This is a genomic window from Bacillus cereus group sp. MYBK227-1 (genome assembly GCF_051916325.1).
Taxonomy (GTDB): Bacteria; Bacillota; Bacilli; order Bacillales; family Bacillaceae_G; genus Bacillus_A; species Bacillus_A cereus.
The window spans coordinates 1-15,900 of record NZ_JBQAGK010000001.1; the positions used below are offsets into that span (position 1 = coordinate 1).

Consider the following 15,900-nt stretch of genomic DNA (forward strand, 5'->3'; position numbering starts at 1 on the left):
AAGCTAGTAAGATCCCTGAAAGATGATCAGGTTGATAGGTTCGAGGTGGAAGCATGGTGACATGTGGAGCTGACGAATACTAATAGATCGAGGACTTAACCATATAATATGTAGCAAATGTTATCTAGTTTTGAAAGAATATAAAAAACTTGTTGACTTTCGAGGTCAAATGAGTTAAAATGATTCTTGTCTTAAATGAATACAGTCTGGTAATGATGGCAGAGAGGTCACACCCGTTCCCATACCGAACACGGAAGTTAAGCTCTCTAGCGCCGATGGTAGTTGGGGCCTTGTCCCTGTGAGAGTAGGACGTTGCCAGGCAAAATGGAGGATTAGCTCAGCTGGGAGAGCACCTGCCTTACAAGCAGGGGGTCGGCGGTTCGATCCCGTCATCCTCCACCATATATGTCGGAGGGGTAGCGAAGTGGCTAAACGCGGCGGACTGTAAATCCGCTCCTTCGGGTTCGGCAGTTCGAATCTGCCCCCCTCCACCATTCTTAATTAATGGGCTATAGCCAAGCGGTAAGGCAACGGACTTTGACTCCGTCATGCGCTGGTTCGAATCCAGCTAGCCCAGCCATTAAGAGCCATTAGCTCAGTTGGTAGAGCATCTGACTTTTAATCAGAGGGTCGAAGGTTCGAGTCCTTCATGGCTCACCATTTTAATGAAATATGCGGGTGTGGCGGAATTGGCAGACGCACTAGACTTAGGATCTAGCGCCTTTGGCGTGGGGGTTCGACTCCCTTCACCCGCACTTTTAATAAAATAACTCATACATGTCTTGCGGAAGTAGTTCAGTGGTAGAATACAACCTTGCCAAGGTTGGGGTCGCGGGTTCGAATCCCGTCTTCCGCTCCAATTTTCAATATGACATGCCGGGGTGGCGGAACAGGCAGACGCACAGGACTTAAAATCCTGCGGTGGGTGACCACCGTGCGGGTTCGACCCCCGCCCTCGGCACCATATGCGCCCGTAGCTCAATTGGATAGAGCGTTTGACTACGGATCAAGAGGTTAGGGGTTCGACTCCTCTCGGGCGCGCTTTTATTAACGGGAAGTGGCTCAGCTTGGTAGAGCACCTGGTTTGGGACCAGGGGGTCGCAGGTTCAAATCCTGTCTTCCCGATATTCCCAAAAAACATGGGGCCTTAGCTCAGCTGGGAGAGCGCCTGCCTTGCACGCAGGAGGTCAGCGGTTCGATCCCGCTAGGCTCCACTTTATTTAATATATGTCTCGGAGGTATACCCAAGTTCGGCTGAAGGGATCGGTCTTGAAAACCGACAGGCGGTGAGAATCGCGCGGGGGTTCGAATCCCTCTACCTCCTCCATTTTTTCTTTAATGGCTTAGACATATAATAATAAAATATTTATTTTTTCCTTCATGGAGGTATACCCAAGTTCGGCTGAAGGGATCGGTCTTGAAAACCGACAGGCGGCGAGAGTCGCGCGGGGGTTCGAATCCCTCTACCTCCTCCATTTTTAAAACTTTATATTGTCGCGGGGTGGAGCAGCACGGTAGCTCGTCGGGCTCATAACCCGAAGGTCGCAGGTTCAAATCCTGTCCCCGCAACCAAATGGTCCCGTGGTGTAGTGGTTAACATGCCTGCCTGTCACGCAGGAGATCGCCGGTTCGACCCCGGTCGGGACCGCCATTTATGTTGGCTCGGTAGCTCAGTCGGTAGAGCAGAGGACTGAAAATCCTCGTGTCGGCGGTTCGATTCCGTCCCGAGCCACCATTTTTTTATGCCGGCTTAGCTCAATTGGTAGAGCAACTGACTTGTAATCAGTAGGTTGGGGGTTCAAGTCCTCTAGCCGGCATCATTTAGGGGCATAGTTTAAAGGTAGAACTGAGGTCTCCAAAACCTCCAGTGTGGGTTCGATTCCTACTGCCCCTGTAAAGTATATGGGCCTATAGCTCAGCTGGTTAGAGCGCACGCCTGATAAGCGTGAGGTCGATGGTTCGAGTCCATTTAGGCCCACCATATATTATTCCGCAGTAGCTCAGTGGTAGAGCTATCGGCTGTTAACCGATCGGTCGTAGGTTCGAGTCCTACCTGCGGAGCCATGGCCCGTTGGTCAAGTGGTTAAGACACCGCCCTTTCACGGCGGTAACACGGGTTCGAATCCCGTACGGGTCATACAAAAAAGAGTCAGCATTATGCTGGCTCTTTTTTATTTTGTTAATCCTTTTTATTACGTTACTTTCCAGAAATAAATAAAGGAATTTTGGAAAAGCTATGGTATGTATAAAAAGGAGGAAATCATAATGACACGAGTGAGAGACTTAATGAGTACCCATATTGTACATTGTACACCGCTAGACAATGTATATGAGGCAGCTGTAAAAATGAAGGAAGAATCGATTGGATTAATTCCTGTTGTTGAAAATGAGCAAGTTGTTGGGCTTGTTACTGATCGTGATTTAGTCGTTCGAGGGATTGCTGAAAAACATCCTGGATCTAATAAGATTACAAATGTAATGACAACAAATATTATCTCAGTTTCTCCAAATGATTCTATTGAAAAAGCTACAGAGCTAATGGCACAGCATCAAATTAGACGATTACCAGTAGTTGATAGTGGTCAACTTATTGGCATGTTAGCACTAGGAGATTTAGCTATAAGGGAATCAGCAGATGATCAAGCTGGATTTGCCTTGAGCGAAATCTCAGAGCGTACAGAGTAAATTGAAACTTTCATTAACCGAGAGTTTAATGGTCACTCATAAAGAGCTAAATTATATATAAATTTCAGATACATTATTCTAGTATATATGGATTAAACTAATATGTTAGCGTGATGTATCTGAGACATTATATAATAAGTATGTGGTTAATAATTTCGACATTTTTTTAAAATTTGTTATTCTTAATTTTTAATAAGAGAAAAGATGATATACTGATAGATATAAGTATTATGAGAGATTTTGAATATAACAATATTAATTTTTAGTGGTGCGATAATAAATTAATATTTCCTACATAGATGAAAAGGGAAGGGGAATTATATGAAGGCTGTACAGGGCGATCCAAATTGGAATTTGGTTACAGATACATATATAGAACCAAATAATTTCGCTGAATTATTTTCTTTGCTTGTACCTTGTCACCCAAAAGGTGAGGGGAAAGAACGAACTATATTAGTATGGAAAGAGAAAGAATTTTATAAAGAAGAAAATTTAGCGGCATTTATCGTATATGGCATGAATAAAGCAAAGAAATTACCGCAGTTTCATAAAGATGAAATTCCAACTTTAGTGCGTATTCTTCGCTTATGCCAAGAGATTGGTTGGTATGAAGAGGCAAATGATTTTATGATAGCGCAAGGATTAGCTGAGTTTGTTCATACTTCATTGGAATATGAAACATGGGATCTTTTGACGCAATCAGTTGCTTTAAATTATTTAATTATTAAATATCGTATAGGTGAATTGACAGATAGGGATATTGAAATTTGGGATAGAGTTAAATTTAATGAGAAGTGTATAACCGATTGTAAACATTTATTATCTCATAAAGAAGTATTGGAATTTACATTCTTTTATATGTGCAAGAGAGCGAAATCATTATCAAAAGAGCAATTAAATAGTGATATGATGAGTTTAGCAATGTATTGTAATACTTTTGTATATGATTTGTATACACATGATTTATTACGGAAATATCGTAAGTGTACAGATTTCCTATCATATTATGGACCTAGTCAGGCAGTTTTAGCATGTCAAAGAGCTGTATTATCTCAAATTTCCGATCGCTTAGACCCATTAAAGACAACGCATGTAGATGATTATTTATATGTGATGAAAGAAATGATGGAGCATATGACGATAGGAGTAATGGATCGATATGGTCATTTTATTGGAAAGCTACTATCTTATGTGCCATTTTTCGAAATGATACAAGTTCCACAGCATGCATATTATTGTGAAGAATTACTGTATATTTGTAAGGGCATTGAATATAAAGAAGAAACACTACGCAATTATATATTTATACAATTACATGATTGTTTACCATCATTCTTTAGGCTATTTCTTAAAAATAAGCGTTACGCAACGATTCATGATATTCTTTTCTATTGGTGCGATGACGAACAACGAATGAGCTTAGAGAAAAAATATAATCTGAGCTTTATTTATGAAAAATATGCTTGTGGATAAACAATATTTTCGATATGAAAAATTAATATAAATTAAAAAGGATCTCCAGTTTATGTGAGATCCTTTTTTGTTAGTAAAACAAGGAGAAAGTGATTAAGACAAGAAACAACATTCCATATAGGAGAAGTTGTGCAGTATAACTTCCTTGTATACCAAAAAAAGTATTGGCTTTCTTATACAAATGCAATATGTATTTTATTGGAGCATCTTTGAAAGATTGGTACACAGTGTCTCCTCTTTCTAAGCTTCTTGTTCTTGTTTTTGTTTTTGGTTATAAGGGACATTAATATATCTAGCTACAAATAATAAAACAGCCATAAAGAATATTGGAAATACAGTAGATAAATAAAAGCCATTACTAATTATATTTGTTATGAGAGCACTCAAAAGAAAAATAGCATTATAAATATGGGCAATTTTTTGTTTTAGTTGCACTTGAAATGATTCCATCATAATTTCTAATGCAACAAAAGCAATAATAATAGATAAAAATACAATGTTTGTATTGTAAATGATTAAACAACAGATTAAACCTAAAAAGGCTACGTATTCAATTATAAGAGGTATATTGCGTGGCATACAATTTACCTAACTAAATATGGCAGTGGATTTACTGCATTTGTTTTTTCAAAATTCCATTCTCCATTATGTAATTCAAAATGAAGATGTTGCCCGTATGAATGACCTGTGTTTCCCATATGACCTATTAATTGTCCAGTCTGTACTTGATCACCAGCTTGTACAGTGCGATCCTTCATATGAGCATAAACAGTTGTATATAATTTCCCATTGATTTGATGCGCAATGAAAACAACATTGCCATAGCTAGCTGAATAATAAGATTTCACAACTTTACCTGCAGCAGCAGCTTGGATAGAGACGTTTCCTGGAGCGGCAATATCTATACCATAATGCATTTGTTCCCAGCGTATATCAAAGGTTGAGCTAATTCTTCCTTGAGCGGGGAATTTGAAAGCAGCTGGAATTGATGAAGGCTGATCTGTTTTAGCTTGTGGCTGATTTTGTACTACATAGTGTTTTGCTACATATCCGTATCCTGTGCCAAAACGAATTTTATACCAAGTACCTACAGTTTCTACTACTTGTACTTGAGTACCGTTTTGTAATGAACCGAGTAGAGCGCTACTTGTACTAGCGGTGCTACGTACATTTAGATTAGGTGTTGCAACAGTATATTTTGTATTATTTTGAACGGTGATTCCTTTTACTAAGGGTTGTGAACCATTAGAGATGAATGCTTTTTGTACGTAACCTGTTTGGCCATTATGTGATATTTTATACCATTCGCCTTGATCTTCTTGAACGGTAATAAACTTACCATTTGGTAATACATCTAAAATGGAAGATTCTAAATTAGGTTCAGAGCGAACGTTTAATGCATTAGCATTAACGATGTATTGATCATTAGATTGAAGTTTGTTTTTTAGTAAAATAGCATCTTTTTGTACATAACCTACTTTATTATGAATAGATACTTTATACCAACCATTAGTTGTTTCAATGATGTTCACTTTTGTATTAAAGCGAATTGTATCAATTGATGTGCTTTTTACGTTATCTTCTGTATGTAATGCTACTTGATCGACTTTGACATACCCAGTTTTAATATTAGATAATTGTTCAGCGTTTGCTTTTTGTACATTTGTTTCACCCATAGAAGGAAGTAAAGAAGCAATCGCTACAGTAGTTGCTGTTAAAGCAGTAGCTTTCATATTCATGGAATAGAGACCTCCTCTAGTTGTATAGTTGTAATTTTATTATAGTATAAAGATATAATATAGTGGGGGTATTCACATAAATGTAATATGAAATCAATATAAAAATAAATTTTTCGAGGATAATGATTCCTTTTTATACAATTAATTGGGGTTTTATTTTCTAAAATAGAATGTATGTATTGTATAATTTTGATATTATGTTGATAATTAAGAAAATTAAAAAAGTTGATGATGTCTTATTAGGGTGTTATACTGACAGTGATAATTTTATAGTTTGCTAGGAGAGCTGGTGTTGCCAGCTGAGAGTAGGCCGTAAGCCTTTGATCCTTTTTATTACCTGATCTAGATTATGCTAGCGTAGGGAAGCAATTCGGACACTAACAATGAGTCCCCGTTTCTTTGCGTATAGAAACGGGGCTTTTTTATTTGAAAATTTCATATTGAAACCACTAGGGGTGCTTGACTTGCTGAGAGAGGAATAATCCTTAACCCTTACAACACCTGATCTAGGTAATACTAGCGAAGGGAAGTGGAACATCGAATAAATGTATAACTTTATTTGCTGTAACCACTTCTTATATATAGAAGTGGTTTTTTATTTAGATACATATATTGAAAGGGGATAGAGAAATGAAATTTTGCGATAGATTATTAGAAACAGTGCAACCGGTTTGGGAGATGAGTCATAATCATCCGTTTGTAGTGGGTATGGGAGATGGCACGTTAGAAAAAGATAAATTCCAGTATTATATTATTCAAGATTATTTATATCTGCTAGATTATGCAAAGTTATATGCGATTGGTGTTGTAAAAGCAACGAATCCACAAGTAATGGGAAAGTTCGCTGAACAAATTGATGGAATATTAAATGGCGAAATGACAATCCATAAACAATATGCAAAAAGACTTGGAATTTCTATAGAGGAGATAGAGTCTGCGAAACCATCTGCTAAAAATTTAGCTTATACAAATTACATGATGTCTGTATCTCAAAATGGCACACTTGCGGAATTAATAGCAGCGCTTCTTCCATGTATGTGGAGCTATTGGGAAATTGGAAAGCGTTTAAATGATATTCCTGGAGCAAGAGATCATGAGTTTTTTGGTGAGTGGATTCAAGGATATAGTTCGGAAGAATACGGTAATCTTTGTATTTGGTTAATAGATTTATTAAATGAAATGGCAGTTGGAAAGTCTGAGAAAGAACTAGAAAGATTAGAGGAGATCTTCTTATATTCCAGTCGATTTGAATATTTATTCTGGGATATGTCCTATCGTAAGGAGATGTGGGGATTTGAGGAGCAAGAACATACTACAGTTTCATAATGTTTCTTTTCATTACGATGAGAAACCAATCATCCATGAATTAAATGCTTCTATACATGAGAAAGAGTTTGTCAGTATTATCGGACCGAGTGGATGTGGAAAAAGTACTTTATTTCGCCTTATTACAGGTCTAGAAAAGGTAAGTACTGGACAGATAGAACTGACAGAAACAAAGAACCATCCTGTAGGATATATGCCGCAAAAAGATATGCTTTTGCCGTGGAGAACAATTATTGAGAATGCTGCCCTGCCGCTAGAGTGCCAAGGTGTACAGAAGAAAGAAGCAGAAGTAAAGGCAAAGGAACTGTTACATAAATTTGGTTTGCAAGGGTATGAGAAAAAATATCCGAAAGATTTATCTGGTGGTATGAGACAACGTGTATCTTTTATTCGAACTTTATTAACAGGCGGGGAGATATTGCTGTTAGATGAACCATTTAGTGCGTTGGATGCTTTAACGAAGACCTCTTTGCAAGAATGGTTGTTTGAACAATGGCAAGAGTGGGAAAAAACAATTTTATTCATTACTCATGATGTTGAAGAAGCGTTATTTCTTTCAAACCGAGTTTTAGTAGTGGAACAGCAGCCGATAACGACTTTGACTGAGCGGACTGTACCGCTTGATCATAACAGAACACGAAAAGATTTATATAAACCGGAAGTATTAGCGCTGAAAGATGAGCTTCTTAGTATGTTACAAAGGCAGGTACTTGTGTGATGAACCGATTGAAAGAATTAGTTCCTGCTATTACACTTTCTAGTATTTTACTAGCTGTGTGGGAAATAGGAGCAAGAATTGTAGATGAGATGTACATTTTACCGTCACCGTCTGCGATTGTAATGAAGATATGGAAACTAAAAGACATATTATTTACAGTTCATTTACCTGCAACGTTATACGTCGTTTTAATAGGTGTTGTTATCTCTATCGTATTAGGTGTAGGGCTAGCGATGTTAATGAATGCGAGTACATGGATGGAGAGAGCATTTTATCCATTATTAGTTGCTTCACAAACGATTCCGATTACTGCGCTTGCTCCGCTATTTGTTTTATGGTTTGGATATACAATTTGGAGTAAGGTTGTTGTCACAGTTTTAATTACGTTTTTCCCAATTGCGGTCAATACGTATGATGGACTGCGTAGTACGAAAAAAGAATGGGAGGAGCTCTTAGTTACATATGGAGCAACAAAAAGAGATATTTTTCTTAAATTAAAGTTGCCGTCTGCTCTTCCTTATTTTTTCTCAGCTTTAAAAATTGCAGTTCCGCTTAGTGTTATCGGAGCAGCAATTGGAGAATGGCTCGGTGCACAAGCTGGGCTTGGATATTTCAGTAAGAGAATGATGACGCAGTTAGATGGAGCTGGCGTATTTGCACCTATTGTATTGTTATCATTATTAGCTATTTTCTTCGTCGTAATTATTTCCATATTAGAAAAGAAATTCATTAGTTGGAGGAAGCATTCATGAAATTTTTAAAGCGCATCTTTGTGTTTACATTATTAATTGCAATAATTGCAGGATGTTCGAGTAATTCAGCATCAGACAAAAGTAAAAAAGAGAAAGAAATAACAGTCATGTTAGATTGGTATCCAAATGCGGTACATAGCTTTATCTATGCAGCAATTGAAAAAGGATACTTTAAAGAAGAAGGTGTAAAGGTAAATATTAAATTCCCTTCTAATCCGACTGATCCATTAACGCTGGCAGCAGCAGGGAAGGTGACAGTTGGCTTGTATTATCAGCCAGATGTTGTTATGGCGAAAGCGAATGAGCAAATTCCAGTGAAATCAATTGGGGCTGTCGTACGTTCACCATTAAATCATGTTGTATCACTGAAATCAGCGGGCATTCAATCACCGAAAGATTTAGAAGGAAAAACAGTAGGATACTCTGGAACACCATTAAGTGAGATGTATTTAAAAACGATGGTAAAAGAAGCTGGTGGTAATCCTGATACAGTGAAAGTAGTAGATGTTGGCTTTGATTTAGTACCAGCATTAATTACGAAGAAAGTAGATGCGGTAACAGGGGCATACATTAACCATGAAGTACCTGTTATGCGTCATGAAGGCCATGAACCAGCGTACTTTAATCCAGCTGATTACGGAGTACCAAACTATCATGAGCTTGTGTTTGTAACAGGTGATAAAACGTTGAAAAAAGATAAAGAGGCGTTGCAAGCTTTCTTACGTGGTACGAAAAAAGGCTATGATTTCATGAAGAAAAACCCAGATGAAGCATTGAATATTTTATTAAATCATCAAGAAAAAGAAAACTTCCCACTTGTGCCAGAAGTTGAAAAGGAAAGTATGAAAATTTTATTAGAGAAGATGGAAACGAAAGATGAGCCATTCTTATCAGATTCAAAAGAATCTTGGGAGAAACAAAATAAGTGGCTGAAGGACAAAGGAATGACGAAAGAAACCGTCCCAGCCGATGAATTATTCGAAAATATTTTAAAGTAGGCGAATGAATATGAAAAATGAGCTCCACGTAATCTCAAATGGCCATATGCCATTCGAAGAGTTAGTGAATGTAGCGATGCAAATTGAGAGTGAGATTGATTATTTGCATATTCGTGAGCGTGAGAAGAGTACGAAGGAATTATATGAAGGTGTGGAAAGTCTATTAATGGAGGGCTTTCCAGCTTCTAAAATTGTCATAAACGATCGAATTGATATTGCAATTTTATTAAATATTCCTCGTGTTCAACTAGGATATCGAAGTACAGATGTAAAGTCAGTGAAAGAAAAGTTTTCGTATTTGCATGTCGGTTATTCTGTGCATTCGCTAGATGAAGCAATAGTAGCTTTTAAAAATGGAGTGGATTCACTCGTTTATGGCCATGTATTTCCGACAGATTGTAAAAAAGGTGTGCCAGCGAGAGGGCTTGAAGAAATTTCAGACATTGCAAGGTGTTTATCTATACCGATTACAGCAATTGGAGGAATTACCCCAGAAAACACAGTGGATGTTCTTACTAACGGTGTAAGCGGTATAGCAGTTATGTCTGGAATTGTAAGTAGTAGTAACCCGTATAGCAAAGCGAAATCTTATAAGGAATCAATAAGAAAGTGGGCGGAAAAACATGTGTGAGAAGTATGATGTAGCGATTATTGGTGGTGGTGTAATTGGTAGTTCAGTTGCACATTTTCTAGCAGAAAGAGGACATAAAGTAGCGATTGTGGAGAAGCAAAGTATTGCATCGGAAGCTTCAAAAGCAGCTGCTGGTTTACTTGGTGTTCAGGCAGAATGGGATGCGTATGATCCGCTATTTGAACTTGCTAGAGAAAGCCGAGCTATATTTCCACAACTTGCAGCAGTTTTACGTGAAAAGACGGGTGTTGATATTGGATATGAAGAAAAAGGAATTTATCGTATTGCTCAAAATGAAGATGAGAAGGAAAGAATTCTTCACATTATGGATTGGCAGCAGAAAACAGGTGAAGATTCTTATTTTCTAACGGGAGACCATGTGCGGGAAAAAGAGCCATATCTATCCGAATCTATTATAGGAGCAGTATATTATCCGAAAGACGGTCATGTTATTGCACCAGAGCTTACGAAAGCATTCGCACATTCTGCAGCGATTTCCGGTGCTGATATATATGAACAGACAGAAGTATTTGATATCCGTATTGAAAATAATAAAGTGACTGGAGTTATTACAAGTGAAGGTATTGTCACATGTGAGAAAGTCGTTATTGCAGGAGGTTCATGGAGCACGAAGTTACTCAGTTATTTTCACCGCGATTGGGGTACATATCCAGTTAAAGGAGAAGTGGTTGCGGTAAGAAGTAGAAAACAACTTTTAAAAGCACCTATTTTTCAAGAAAGATTTTACATTACTCCAAAGCGCGGTGGACGTTACGTAATTGGGGCAACAATGAAGCCACATACGTTCAATAAAACTGTGCAGCCAGAAAGTATAACTTCTATATTAGAGCGTGCTTATACAATATTGCCAGCTTTAAAAGAAGCAGAATGGGAAAGCACGTGGGCAGGATTAAGACCACAATCGAATCATGAAGCTCCTTATATGGGAGAGCATGAAGAAATAAAAGGTTTATATGCTTGCACGGGCCATTATCGAAACGGTATTTTATTAAGTCCTATTTCTGGCCAATATATGGCTGATTTAATAGAAGGAAAGCAAGAGAATCATTTGCTAGATTCATTGCTTTCTAGAAGAGTTTAGAAAGGGGATGGAAGTTTGAATTTAAAAATTAATGGTAACCAAATTGAAGTGCCAGCGAGTGTAAAAACAGTAGCTGAGCTACTTACACATTTAGAGCTAGATAACAGAATTGTTGTAGTAGAGCGTAATAAAGATATTTTACAAAAAGATGATCATACAGATACATCTGTTTTTGATGGAGACCAAATTGAGATTGTAACTTTCGTAGGAGGCGGTTGATTATGTTAAACATTGGACCATTTTCATTTCATTCTAGACTTTTATTAGGAACAGGTAAATTCCCTGATTTTGACGTACAGCAAAAGGCAATTGACGTTTCTGAAGCTGAAATTTTAACGTTTGCAGTACGTCGTATGGATATCTTTGATGCAAAGCAACCTAATTTATTAGAGAAACTTGATGTGAAAAAATATACGTTATTACCAAATACAGCAGGAGCAAAAAACGCTGAAGAGGCTGTTCGTATTGCAAAATTAGCAAAAGCTTCTGGGCTTTGTGACATGATAAAGGTAGAAGTTATTGGTGATGATAGAACGTTATTACCTGATCCGGTAGAAACATTAAAGGCATCTGAAATGTTACTGGAAGAAGGATTTATCGTACTTCCGTATACATCTGATGATGTTGTATTAGCACGTAAATTACAAGAGCTTGGCGTGCATGCGATTATGCCAGGAGCATCTCCAATCGGATCAGGACTTGGTATTGTAAATCCATTAAATTTGAGCTTCATTATTGAACAAGCGACAGTACCAGTTATCGTTGATGCCGGTATTGGTAGCCCAGCTGATGCGGCATTTGCAATGGGATTAGGAGCAGATGGCGTGTTATTAAATACAGCTGTATCAGGAGCAAAAGATCCTATTAAAATGGCACAAGCAATGAAATTAAGTATTGAAGCAGGCCGTTTAGGATTTGAAGCAGGTCGCATTGCACGTAAGCGTTGTGCAACTGCAAGTAGTCCTTTAGAAGGAATGAGCGTAGTTGAATAATCGATATTCTCGCCAAGAACTATTTTCTCCAATTGGAGAAGAAGGACAGCAAAAGATAAGAGAAAAGCATGTGCTTATTATCGGTGCAGGTGCATTAGGTAGTGCAAATGCAGAGATGTTTGTAAGAGCAGGTGTTGGCAAGATAACAATTGTTGACCGTGATTATGTAGATTGGAGTAATTTACAAAGACAACAATTGTATGCAGAGAGCGACGTAAAGAATAATCTTCCAAAAGCTATAGCGGCTAAAAAACGTTTAGAAGAGATTAATAGTGATGTAACAATAGAAGCTCTCGTTCAAGATGTAACAGCTGAAGAGCTAGAAGAACTTGTTATAAATGTTGATGTAATTATTGATGCGACTGATAATTTCGAAACGCGCTTTATTGTAAATGATATATCACAAAAATATTCTATTCCATGGATTTACGGTGCATGTGTAGGTAGTTACGGTCTTTCTTACACAATCCTTCCTAGTAAAACACCATGTTTATCATGTTTATTACAGTCGATTCCGCTTGGCGGGGCAACATGTGATACAGCGGGTATTATATCACCTGCTGTATCTCTTGTCGTTTCTCATCAAGTAACAGAAGCTCTTAAACTGTTAGTAGAAGATTACGAATCACTTCGAGATGGGCTTGTATCGTTTGATATGTGGAAGAATGAGTATTCATGTATGAATGTGCAAAAACTTCGCCAGCATAATTGTCCTTCATGCGGAGAGAATGCATTATATCCGTATTTAAATAAAGAAAACACATCAAAAACAGCAGTTTTATGCGGGCGAAATACAGTTCAAATTAGACCACCTCATAAAGATGAAATGAATTTTGAACAATATAAAGAGTTGTTGGAAGGTCGTGTAAATGATTTAAATATAAATCCATATTTACTATCATTTTCTGTTGAAGACAAGAGGTTAGTAGCCTTTAAAGATGGCCGTGTGCTCGTACATGGAACGAAAGATATAAGCGAAGCAAAAACAATTTATCATCGCTATTTTGGATAGAAAAGGATGAGTGGGATGAAAGTGAATAAAGCTTTAACAATTGCAGGGTCTGATAGCGGCGGCGGTGCTGGAATTCAGGCAGATTTAAAAACATTCCAAGAGCTTGGTGTATACGGAATGACGGCTATTACGGCAATTACTGCTCAAAACACGCTTGGCGTTCAAGGGGTATATCCTGTTCCGTTAGAAGGTATTACAGAACAGCTGAATTCAATTGGTACGGATTTAACACCAGATGCAGTGAAACTAGGAATGTTATTTAGTAGTGAAATAATTCAAATTGTTGCAGAACAAATTAAAAAATTTGGCTGGAATAATATTGTGCTAGATCCCGTTATGATCGCAAAAGGCGGTGCATCATTATTACAGCAAGAAGCAGTTCATGCATTAAAAGAATATTTATTACCAGTAGCAACCGTTATAACACCGAATGTTCCAGAAGCAGAAGTGTTAACTGGGGTGGAGATTCATAATGTTGAAGATAGTAAGGAAGCTGCAAAAGTATTGCACGAATTAGGTGCTAAATATGTGCTTATGAAGGGCGGACATGCAGAATATCAAGGTAATGAAGTAATTGATTTCCTCTTTGATGGAGAAGAATTTATTGAGTTTAGAAGCGAGCGAATTCCTTCAAAGCAAACGCACGGAAGTGGGTGCACATTTGCTTCAGCGGTTACAGCAGGACTTGCGAAAGGATACTCAATTGAAGATGCTGTTCAAGAAGCAAAACGATTTATTAGTATAGCAATTGAAGAGCCATTGAATATTGGTAGTGGTCATGGACCAACGAATCATTTTGCGTATAAAGTGAATAGAACGCGTGTATAGATAAGTGAAAAGCCAGTTTTATAACTGGCTTTTTTTCTGTTTACTTTTTCAAAATACAGGAGTAATATATCAGCCAGAATATATTTTTTTGTAAACGCTGAGTCCAATTATATGGAGCGGAGGAACCAATTTGTGCAGTGTCACTAGGGGTGAATCTTTCAAATTTGAAAGTAGGGCTACTCTCAAAGCCCGAATCCGACAGCTAACTTCGTAAGCGTCTTGAGAGAGGACGGTGCCATGATGGATACATCACTTCATCGATCTGATTAGTATAGGGGAATATCAATCTATGTTTGATTTCTTTTATACTAAGGAGGATGAGGTACATGGAACTAACACTTATTTGTGTTGGAGAAGAAAGTAAGGTAAATAGTTTAAGAGATCTAGTTGCATTTCAACATGAGTTAGTTATTTTTACAGCAAATGAAGAGGTAGCGGCTGAAGTTAGGAATTGTGGGTTTGATTGGACTTATAGTTGTAGTAAGGAGCAGGATTTTACTAGTATTTGTGAGTGTATTAAGAAGGTCATTTTACTAGGGGATGAGCTTCCAATCGTTAGTTTCTTCACAGAACACATTCGTTTTTCTTTTCAAGCACCTATTACTGTTGTTACAAGGAATAAACGATATCCAGCGAGGCTCTATGAAACCATTGGAGCTAAGTTTGTCGTGTTTACAAATTGTGATAATATTTCTTTTTTATTTTTTGAATAGGGCGGGGGAAGAAATGATGAAGGTACTATTACTTGGAGATATAGCAAATCGTTGGGCAGTATCGGTAGAGCGAGTTCAAGAATTGGTCCAGATTGATCCCCTTTTTCCAGGGCCATATATTATATTACCATCAAAAGATGCTTTGTATTTAGAGATGGATATTACCGAGTATGAGCAGCTACATGCAGAATTGACACAAGTTTATATTCGTGGGAGAAATTTACGTGCATTTTTACGAGGAGAATAAAGGTTGAATAAAAAAGAGCGAATGCTGAGTGCAACAAGCTATGCACTTCATGTCATTCGCTCTTTTTATTTCATATTTAAAAGGTCATTTTTAAGAAAAGAAAAGAGAAATAAAGAAAATAGATGAAATAACAGTAATAATCTTCAATGTAAGCGTTTAAATGAATGTAAATATTATTATTTTCAGTAATTTACCCCTTTACAAGTGAAATATAGAGGAGTATATTTACTCTCATAAATCATTCATAAAATTTCCAAAAAAACCTAAAATCGCTGAGTTCCAGAAATGGAGCGGGGGAACCAATTTTGTGCATCGTCACTTGGGGTGAATCTTTCAGTTTTGAAAGTAGGGCTACTCTTTAGGCCCGAATCCGACAGCTAACCTCGTAAGCGTTTAGAGAGGAGGTTTACTTTTTGTTGTTCATTTTTTGAACACTGAGTAGAGCTCAGTGTTCTTTTTTAATATTTAAATGGTAAATTTTAACAAAAAGAGAGGGATAGTTATGTTAGATGTTGTAATGGTCGGGATTTTTATTTTATTAGTTGCATCGATGGCAAGTCTTGCAAGTTGGTCAGATAAAGTTGTGAAAGAAGGAAAGCAATCATGATGATTGTCTTATCGGTTATTGTCGCAGCAATTACAGTGTATTTAGTGTATGCATTATTAAATCCAGAGAAGTTTTAA

General features: G+C 37.4%; 19 protein-coding genes, 20 tRNA genes, 2 rRNA genes and 4 riboswitches. Of the genes, 39 read left to right on the forward strand and 2 right to left on the reverse strand.

The window, feature by feature from the left end; all coding sequences use genetic code 11:
* The 24 genes from ACTFRM_RS00005 to ACTFRM_RS00120 all read left to right on the forward strand — a co-directional run.
* Positions 1 to 103, forward strand: a 23S ribosomal RNA gene (locus ACTFRM_RS00005); the annotation flags it as partial.
* A gap of 102 nt (positions 104 to 205) precedes the next feature.
* A 5S ribosomal RNA gene (rrf, locus tag ACTFRM_RS00010) occupies positions 206 to 321 on the forward strand.
* A gap of 5 nt (positions 322 to 326) precedes the next feature.
* A tRNA-Val gene (locus tag ACTFRM_RS00015) sits at positions 327 to 402 on the forward strand.
* Positions 403 to 410: 8 nt separating this feature from the next.
* Positions 411 to 494, forward strand: a tRNA-Tyr gene (locus ACTFRM_RS00020).
* Positions 495 to 505: 11 nt separating this feature from the next.
* Positions 506 to 580: transfer RNA gene (locus ACTFRM_RS00025), tRNA-Gln, on the forward strand.
* Positions 581 to 584: 4 nt separating this feature from the next.
* Positions 585 to 660 (forward strand) — tRNA-Lys (locus tag ACTFRM_RS00030).
* A 14-nt stretch (positions 661 to 674) separates the two neighbouring features.
* Positions 675 to 755 (forward strand) — tRNA-Leu (locus tag ACTFRM_RS00035).
* Positions 756 to 784: 29 nt separating this feature from the next.
* A tRNA-Gly gene (locus ACTFRM_RS00040) sits at positions 785 to 859 on the forward strand.
* A gap of 16 nt (positions 860 to 875) precedes the next feature.
* Positions 876 to 964, forward strand: a tRNA-Leu gene (locus ACTFRM_RS00045).
* A 3-nt stretch (positions 965 to 967) separates the two neighbouring features.
* A tRNA-Arg gene (locus tag ACTFRM_RS00050) sits at positions 968 to 1,041 on the forward strand.
* Positions 1,042 to 1,051: 10 nt separating this feature from the next.
* A tRNA-Pro gene (locus tag ACTFRM_RS00055) sits at positions 1,052 to 1,125 on the forward strand.
* 16 nt (positions 1,126 to 1,141) lie between these two features.
* Positions 1,142 to 1,214 (forward strand) — tRNA-Ala (locus ACTFRM_RS00060).
* 20 nt (positions 1,215 to 1,234) lie between these two features.
* Positions 1,235 to 1,327: transfer RNA gene (locus tag ACTFRM_RS00065), tRNA-Ser, on the forward strand.
* A 55-nt stretch (positions 1,328 to 1,382) separates the two neighbouring features.
* A tRNA-Ser gene (locus ACTFRM_RS00070) sits at positions 1,383 to 1,475 on the forward strand.
* 20 nt (positions 1,476 to 1,495) lie between these two features.
* Positions 1,496 to 1,572, forward strand: a tRNA-Met gene (locus ACTFRM_RS00075).
* 3 nt (positions 1,573 to 1,575) lie between these two features.
* Positions 1,576 to 1,651 (forward strand) — tRNA-Asp (locus ACTFRM_RS00080).
* Between the two features lie 8 nt (positions 1,652 to 1,659).
* Positions 1,660 to 1,735, forward strand: a tRNA-Phe gene (locus tag ACTFRM_RS00085).
* 9 nt (positions 1,736 to 1,744) lie between these two features.
* A tRNA-Thr gene (locus tag ACTFRM_RS00090) sits at positions 1,745 to 1,817 on the forward strand.
* Between the two features lie 6 nt (positions 1,818 to 1,823).
* A tRNA-Trp gene (locus ACTFRM_RS00095) sits at positions 1,824 to 1,894 on the forward strand.
* A gap of 10 nt (positions 1,895 to 1,904) precedes the next feature.
* A tRNA-Ile gene (locus ACTFRM_RS00100) sits at positions 1,905 to 1,981 on the forward strand.
* 8 nt (positions 1,982 to 1,989) lie between these two features.
* Positions 1,990 to 2,064, forward strand: a tRNA-Asn gene (locus ACTFRM_RS00105).
* A gap of 1 nt (position 2,065) precedes the next feature.
* A tRNA-Glu gene (locus ACTFRM_RS00110) sits at positions 2,066 to 2,137 on the forward strand.
* A 128-nt stretch (positions 2,138 to 2,265) separates the two neighbouring features.
* Positions 2,266 to 2,685 carry a CBS domain-containing protein gene (locus ACTFRM_RS00115; protein WP_000199006.1) on the forward strand — a complete coding sequence of 140 codons (420 nt, stop codon included), beginning with the start codon at positions 2,266 to 2,268 and terminating at the stop codon, positions 2,683 to 2,685.
* 321 nt (positions 2,686 to 3,006) lie between these two features.
* On the forward strand, positions 3,007 to 4,158 hold the full coding sequence (locus tag ACTFRM_RS00120; protein WP_000648912.1) for a DUF3965 domain-containing protein: 1,152 nt from the start codon (positions 3,007 to 3,009) through the stop codon (positions 4,156 to 4,158).
* A 240-nt stretch (positions 4,159 to 4,398) separates the two neighbouring features.
* Here ACTFRM_RS00120 and ACTFRM_RS00125 read toward each other — a convergent pair whose 3' ends face one another.
* Positions 4,399 to 4,737 (reverse strand): hypothetical protein, encoded by a 339-nt coding sequence (locus tag ACTFRM_RS00125; RefSeq protein ID WP_173600764.1) that lies wholly within the window; start codon positions 4,735 to 4,737, stop codon positions 4,399 to 4,401.
* A gap of 5 nt (positions 4,738 to 4,742) precedes the next feature.
* The gene (locus ACTFRM_RS00130; RefSeq protein ID WP_173600763.1) at positions 4,743 to 5,897 is read right to left on the reverse strand and encodes an SH3 domain-containing protein; all 1,155 of its coding nucleotides are present in this window, start codon (positions 5,895 to 5,897) and stop codon (positions 4,743 to 4,745) included.
* 269 nt (positions 5,898 to 6,166) lie between these two features.
* A riboswitch (TPP riboswitch) is annotated at positions 6,167 to 6,278 on the forward strand.
* A gap of 60 nt (positions 6,279 to 6,338) precedes the next feature.
* A riboswitch (TPP riboswitch) is annotated at positions 6,339 to 6,442 on the forward strand.
* 85 nt (positions 6,443 to 6,527) lie between these two features.
* Here ACTFRM_RS00130 and tenA point away from each other — a divergent pair.
* The 15 genes from tenA (at position 6,528) to kdpF (ending at position 15,900) form a co-directional block, all read left to right on the forward strand.
* Positions 6,528 to 7,223, forward strand: coding sequence for a thiaminase II (tenA, locus tag ACTFRM_RS00135; protein WP_000666827.1), 696 nt, complete (start codon positions 6,528 to 6,530; stop codon positions 7,221 to 7,223).
* On the forward strand, positions 7,192 to 7,941 hold the full coding sequence (locus ACTFRM_RS00140) for an ABC transporter ATP-binding protein (RefSeq protein WP_001256797.1): 750 nt from the start codon (positions 7,192 to 7,194) through the stop codon (positions 7,939 to 7,941). Before tenA ends, ACTFRM_RS00140 begins: the two co-directional genes overlap by 32 nt.
* A complete protein-coding gene (locus ACTFRM_RS00145) occupies positions 7,941 to 8,693 on the forward strand; it encodes an ABC transporter permease (protein WP_001080855.1) in 753 nt (250 codons plus the stop codon). The genes ACTFRM_RS00140 and ACTFRM_RS00145 overlap by 1 nt, the downstream gene beginning before the upstream one ends.
* On the forward strand, positions 8,690 to 9,691 hold the full coding sequence (locus ACTFRM_RS00150; protein WP_000670414.1) for an ABC transporter substrate-binding protein: 1,002 nt from the start codon (positions 8,690 to 8,692) through the stop codon (positions 9,689 to 9,691). Before ACTFRM_RS00145 ends, ACTFRM_RS00150 begins: the two co-directional genes overlap by 4 nt.
* 10 nt (positions 9,692 to 9,701) lie before the next feature.
* Entirely contained in the window at positions 9,702 to 10,322 is a 621-nt protein-coding gene (tenI, locus tag ACTFRM_RS00155) for a thiazole tautomerase TenI (RefSeq protein ID WP_025687123.1), read from the forward strand.
* A complete protein-coding gene (thiO, locus tag ACTFRM_RS00160) occupies positions 10,315 to 11,424 on the forward strand; it encodes a glycine oxidase ThiO (protein WP_000333313.1) in 1,110 nt (369 codons plus the stop codon). The genes tenI and thiO overlap by 8 nt, the downstream gene beginning before the upstream one ends.
* 15 nt (positions 11,425 to 11,439) lie before the next feature.
* On the forward strand, positions 11,440 to 11,643 hold the full coding sequence (thiS, locus tag ACTFRM_RS00165; protein WP_001049502.1) for a sulfur carrier protein ThiS: 204 nt from the start codon (positions 11,440 to 11,442) through the stop codon (positions 11,641 to 11,643).
* A gap of 2 nt (positions 11,644 to 11,645) precedes the next feature.
* Positions 11,646 to 12,416 carry a thiazole synthase gene (thiG, locus tag ACTFRM_RS00170; RefSeq protein ID WP_000931983.1) on the forward strand — a complete coding sequence of 257 codons (771 nt, stop codon included), beginning with the start codon at positions 11,646 to 11,648 and terminating at the stop codon, positions 12,414 to 12,416.
* Positions 12,409 to 13,428 (forward strand): thiazole biosynthesis adenylyltransferase ThiF, encoded by a 1,020-nt coding sequence (thiF, locus tag ACTFRM_RS00175; protein WP_001065417.1) that lies wholly within the window; start codon positions 12,409 to 12,411, stop codon positions 13,426 to 13,428. The genes thiG and thiF overlap by 8 nt, the downstream gene beginning before the upstream one ends.
* A gap of 15 nt (positions 13,429 to 13,443) precedes the next feature.
* The gene (thiD, locus tag ACTFRM_RS00180) at positions 13,444 to 14,256 is read left to right on the forward strand and encodes a bifunctional hydroxymethylpyrimidine kinase/phosphomethylpyrimidine kinase (RefSeq protein ID WP_000867372.1); all 813 of its coding nucleotides are present in this window, start codon (positions 13,444 to 13,446) and stop codon (positions 14,254 to 14,256) included.
* A gap of 85 nt (positions 14,257 to 14,341) precedes the next feature.
* A riboswitch (cyclic di-AMP (ydaO/yuaA leader) is annotated at positions 14,342 to 14,489 on the forward strand.
* Positions 14,490 to 14,582: 93 nt separating this feature from the next.
* A complete protein-coding gene (locus tag ACTFRM_RS00185) occupies positions 14,583 to 14,969 on the forward strand; it encodes a hypothetical protein (RefSeq protein WP_000424087.1) in 387 nt (128 codons plus the stop codon).
* A 13-nt stretch (positions 14,970 to 14,982) separates the two neighbouring features.
* The gene (locus tag ACTFRM_RS00190) at positions 14,983 to 15,216 is read left to right on the forward strand and encodes a hypothetical protein (protein WP_002025339.1); all 234 of its coding nucleotides are present in this window, start codon (positions 14,983 to 14,985) and stop codon (positions 15,214 to 15,216) included.
* 3 nt (positions 15,217 to 15,219) lie between these two features.
* On the forward strand, positions 15,220 to 15,342 hold the full coding sequence (locus tag ACTFRM_RS00195) for a hypothetical protein (protein WP_001034421.1): 123 nt from the start codon (positions 15,220 to 15,222) through the stop codon (positions 15,340 to 15,342).
* Between the two features lie 134 nt (positions 15,343 to 15,476).
* Positions 15,477 to 15,622, forward strand: a riboswitch (cyclic di-AMP (ydaO/yuaA leader).
* Positions 15,623 to 15,718: 96 nt separating this feature from the next.
* Positions 15,719 to 15,823, forward strand: coding sequence for a SipW-dependent-type signal peptide-containing protein (locus ACTFRM_RS00200; RefSeq protein ID WP_000887894.1), 105 nt, complete (start codon positions 15,719 to 15,721; stop codon positions 15,821 to 15,823).
* Positions 15,823 to 15,900 carry a K(+)-transporting ATPase subunit F gene (gene kdpF, locus ACTFRM_RS00205; protein WP_223153441.1) on the forward strand — a complete coding sequence of 26 codons (78 nt, stop codon included), beginning with the start codon at positions 15,823 to 15,825 and terminating at the stop codon, positions 15,898 to 15,900. Before ACTFRM_RS00200 ends, kdpF begins: the two co-directional genes overlap by 1 nt.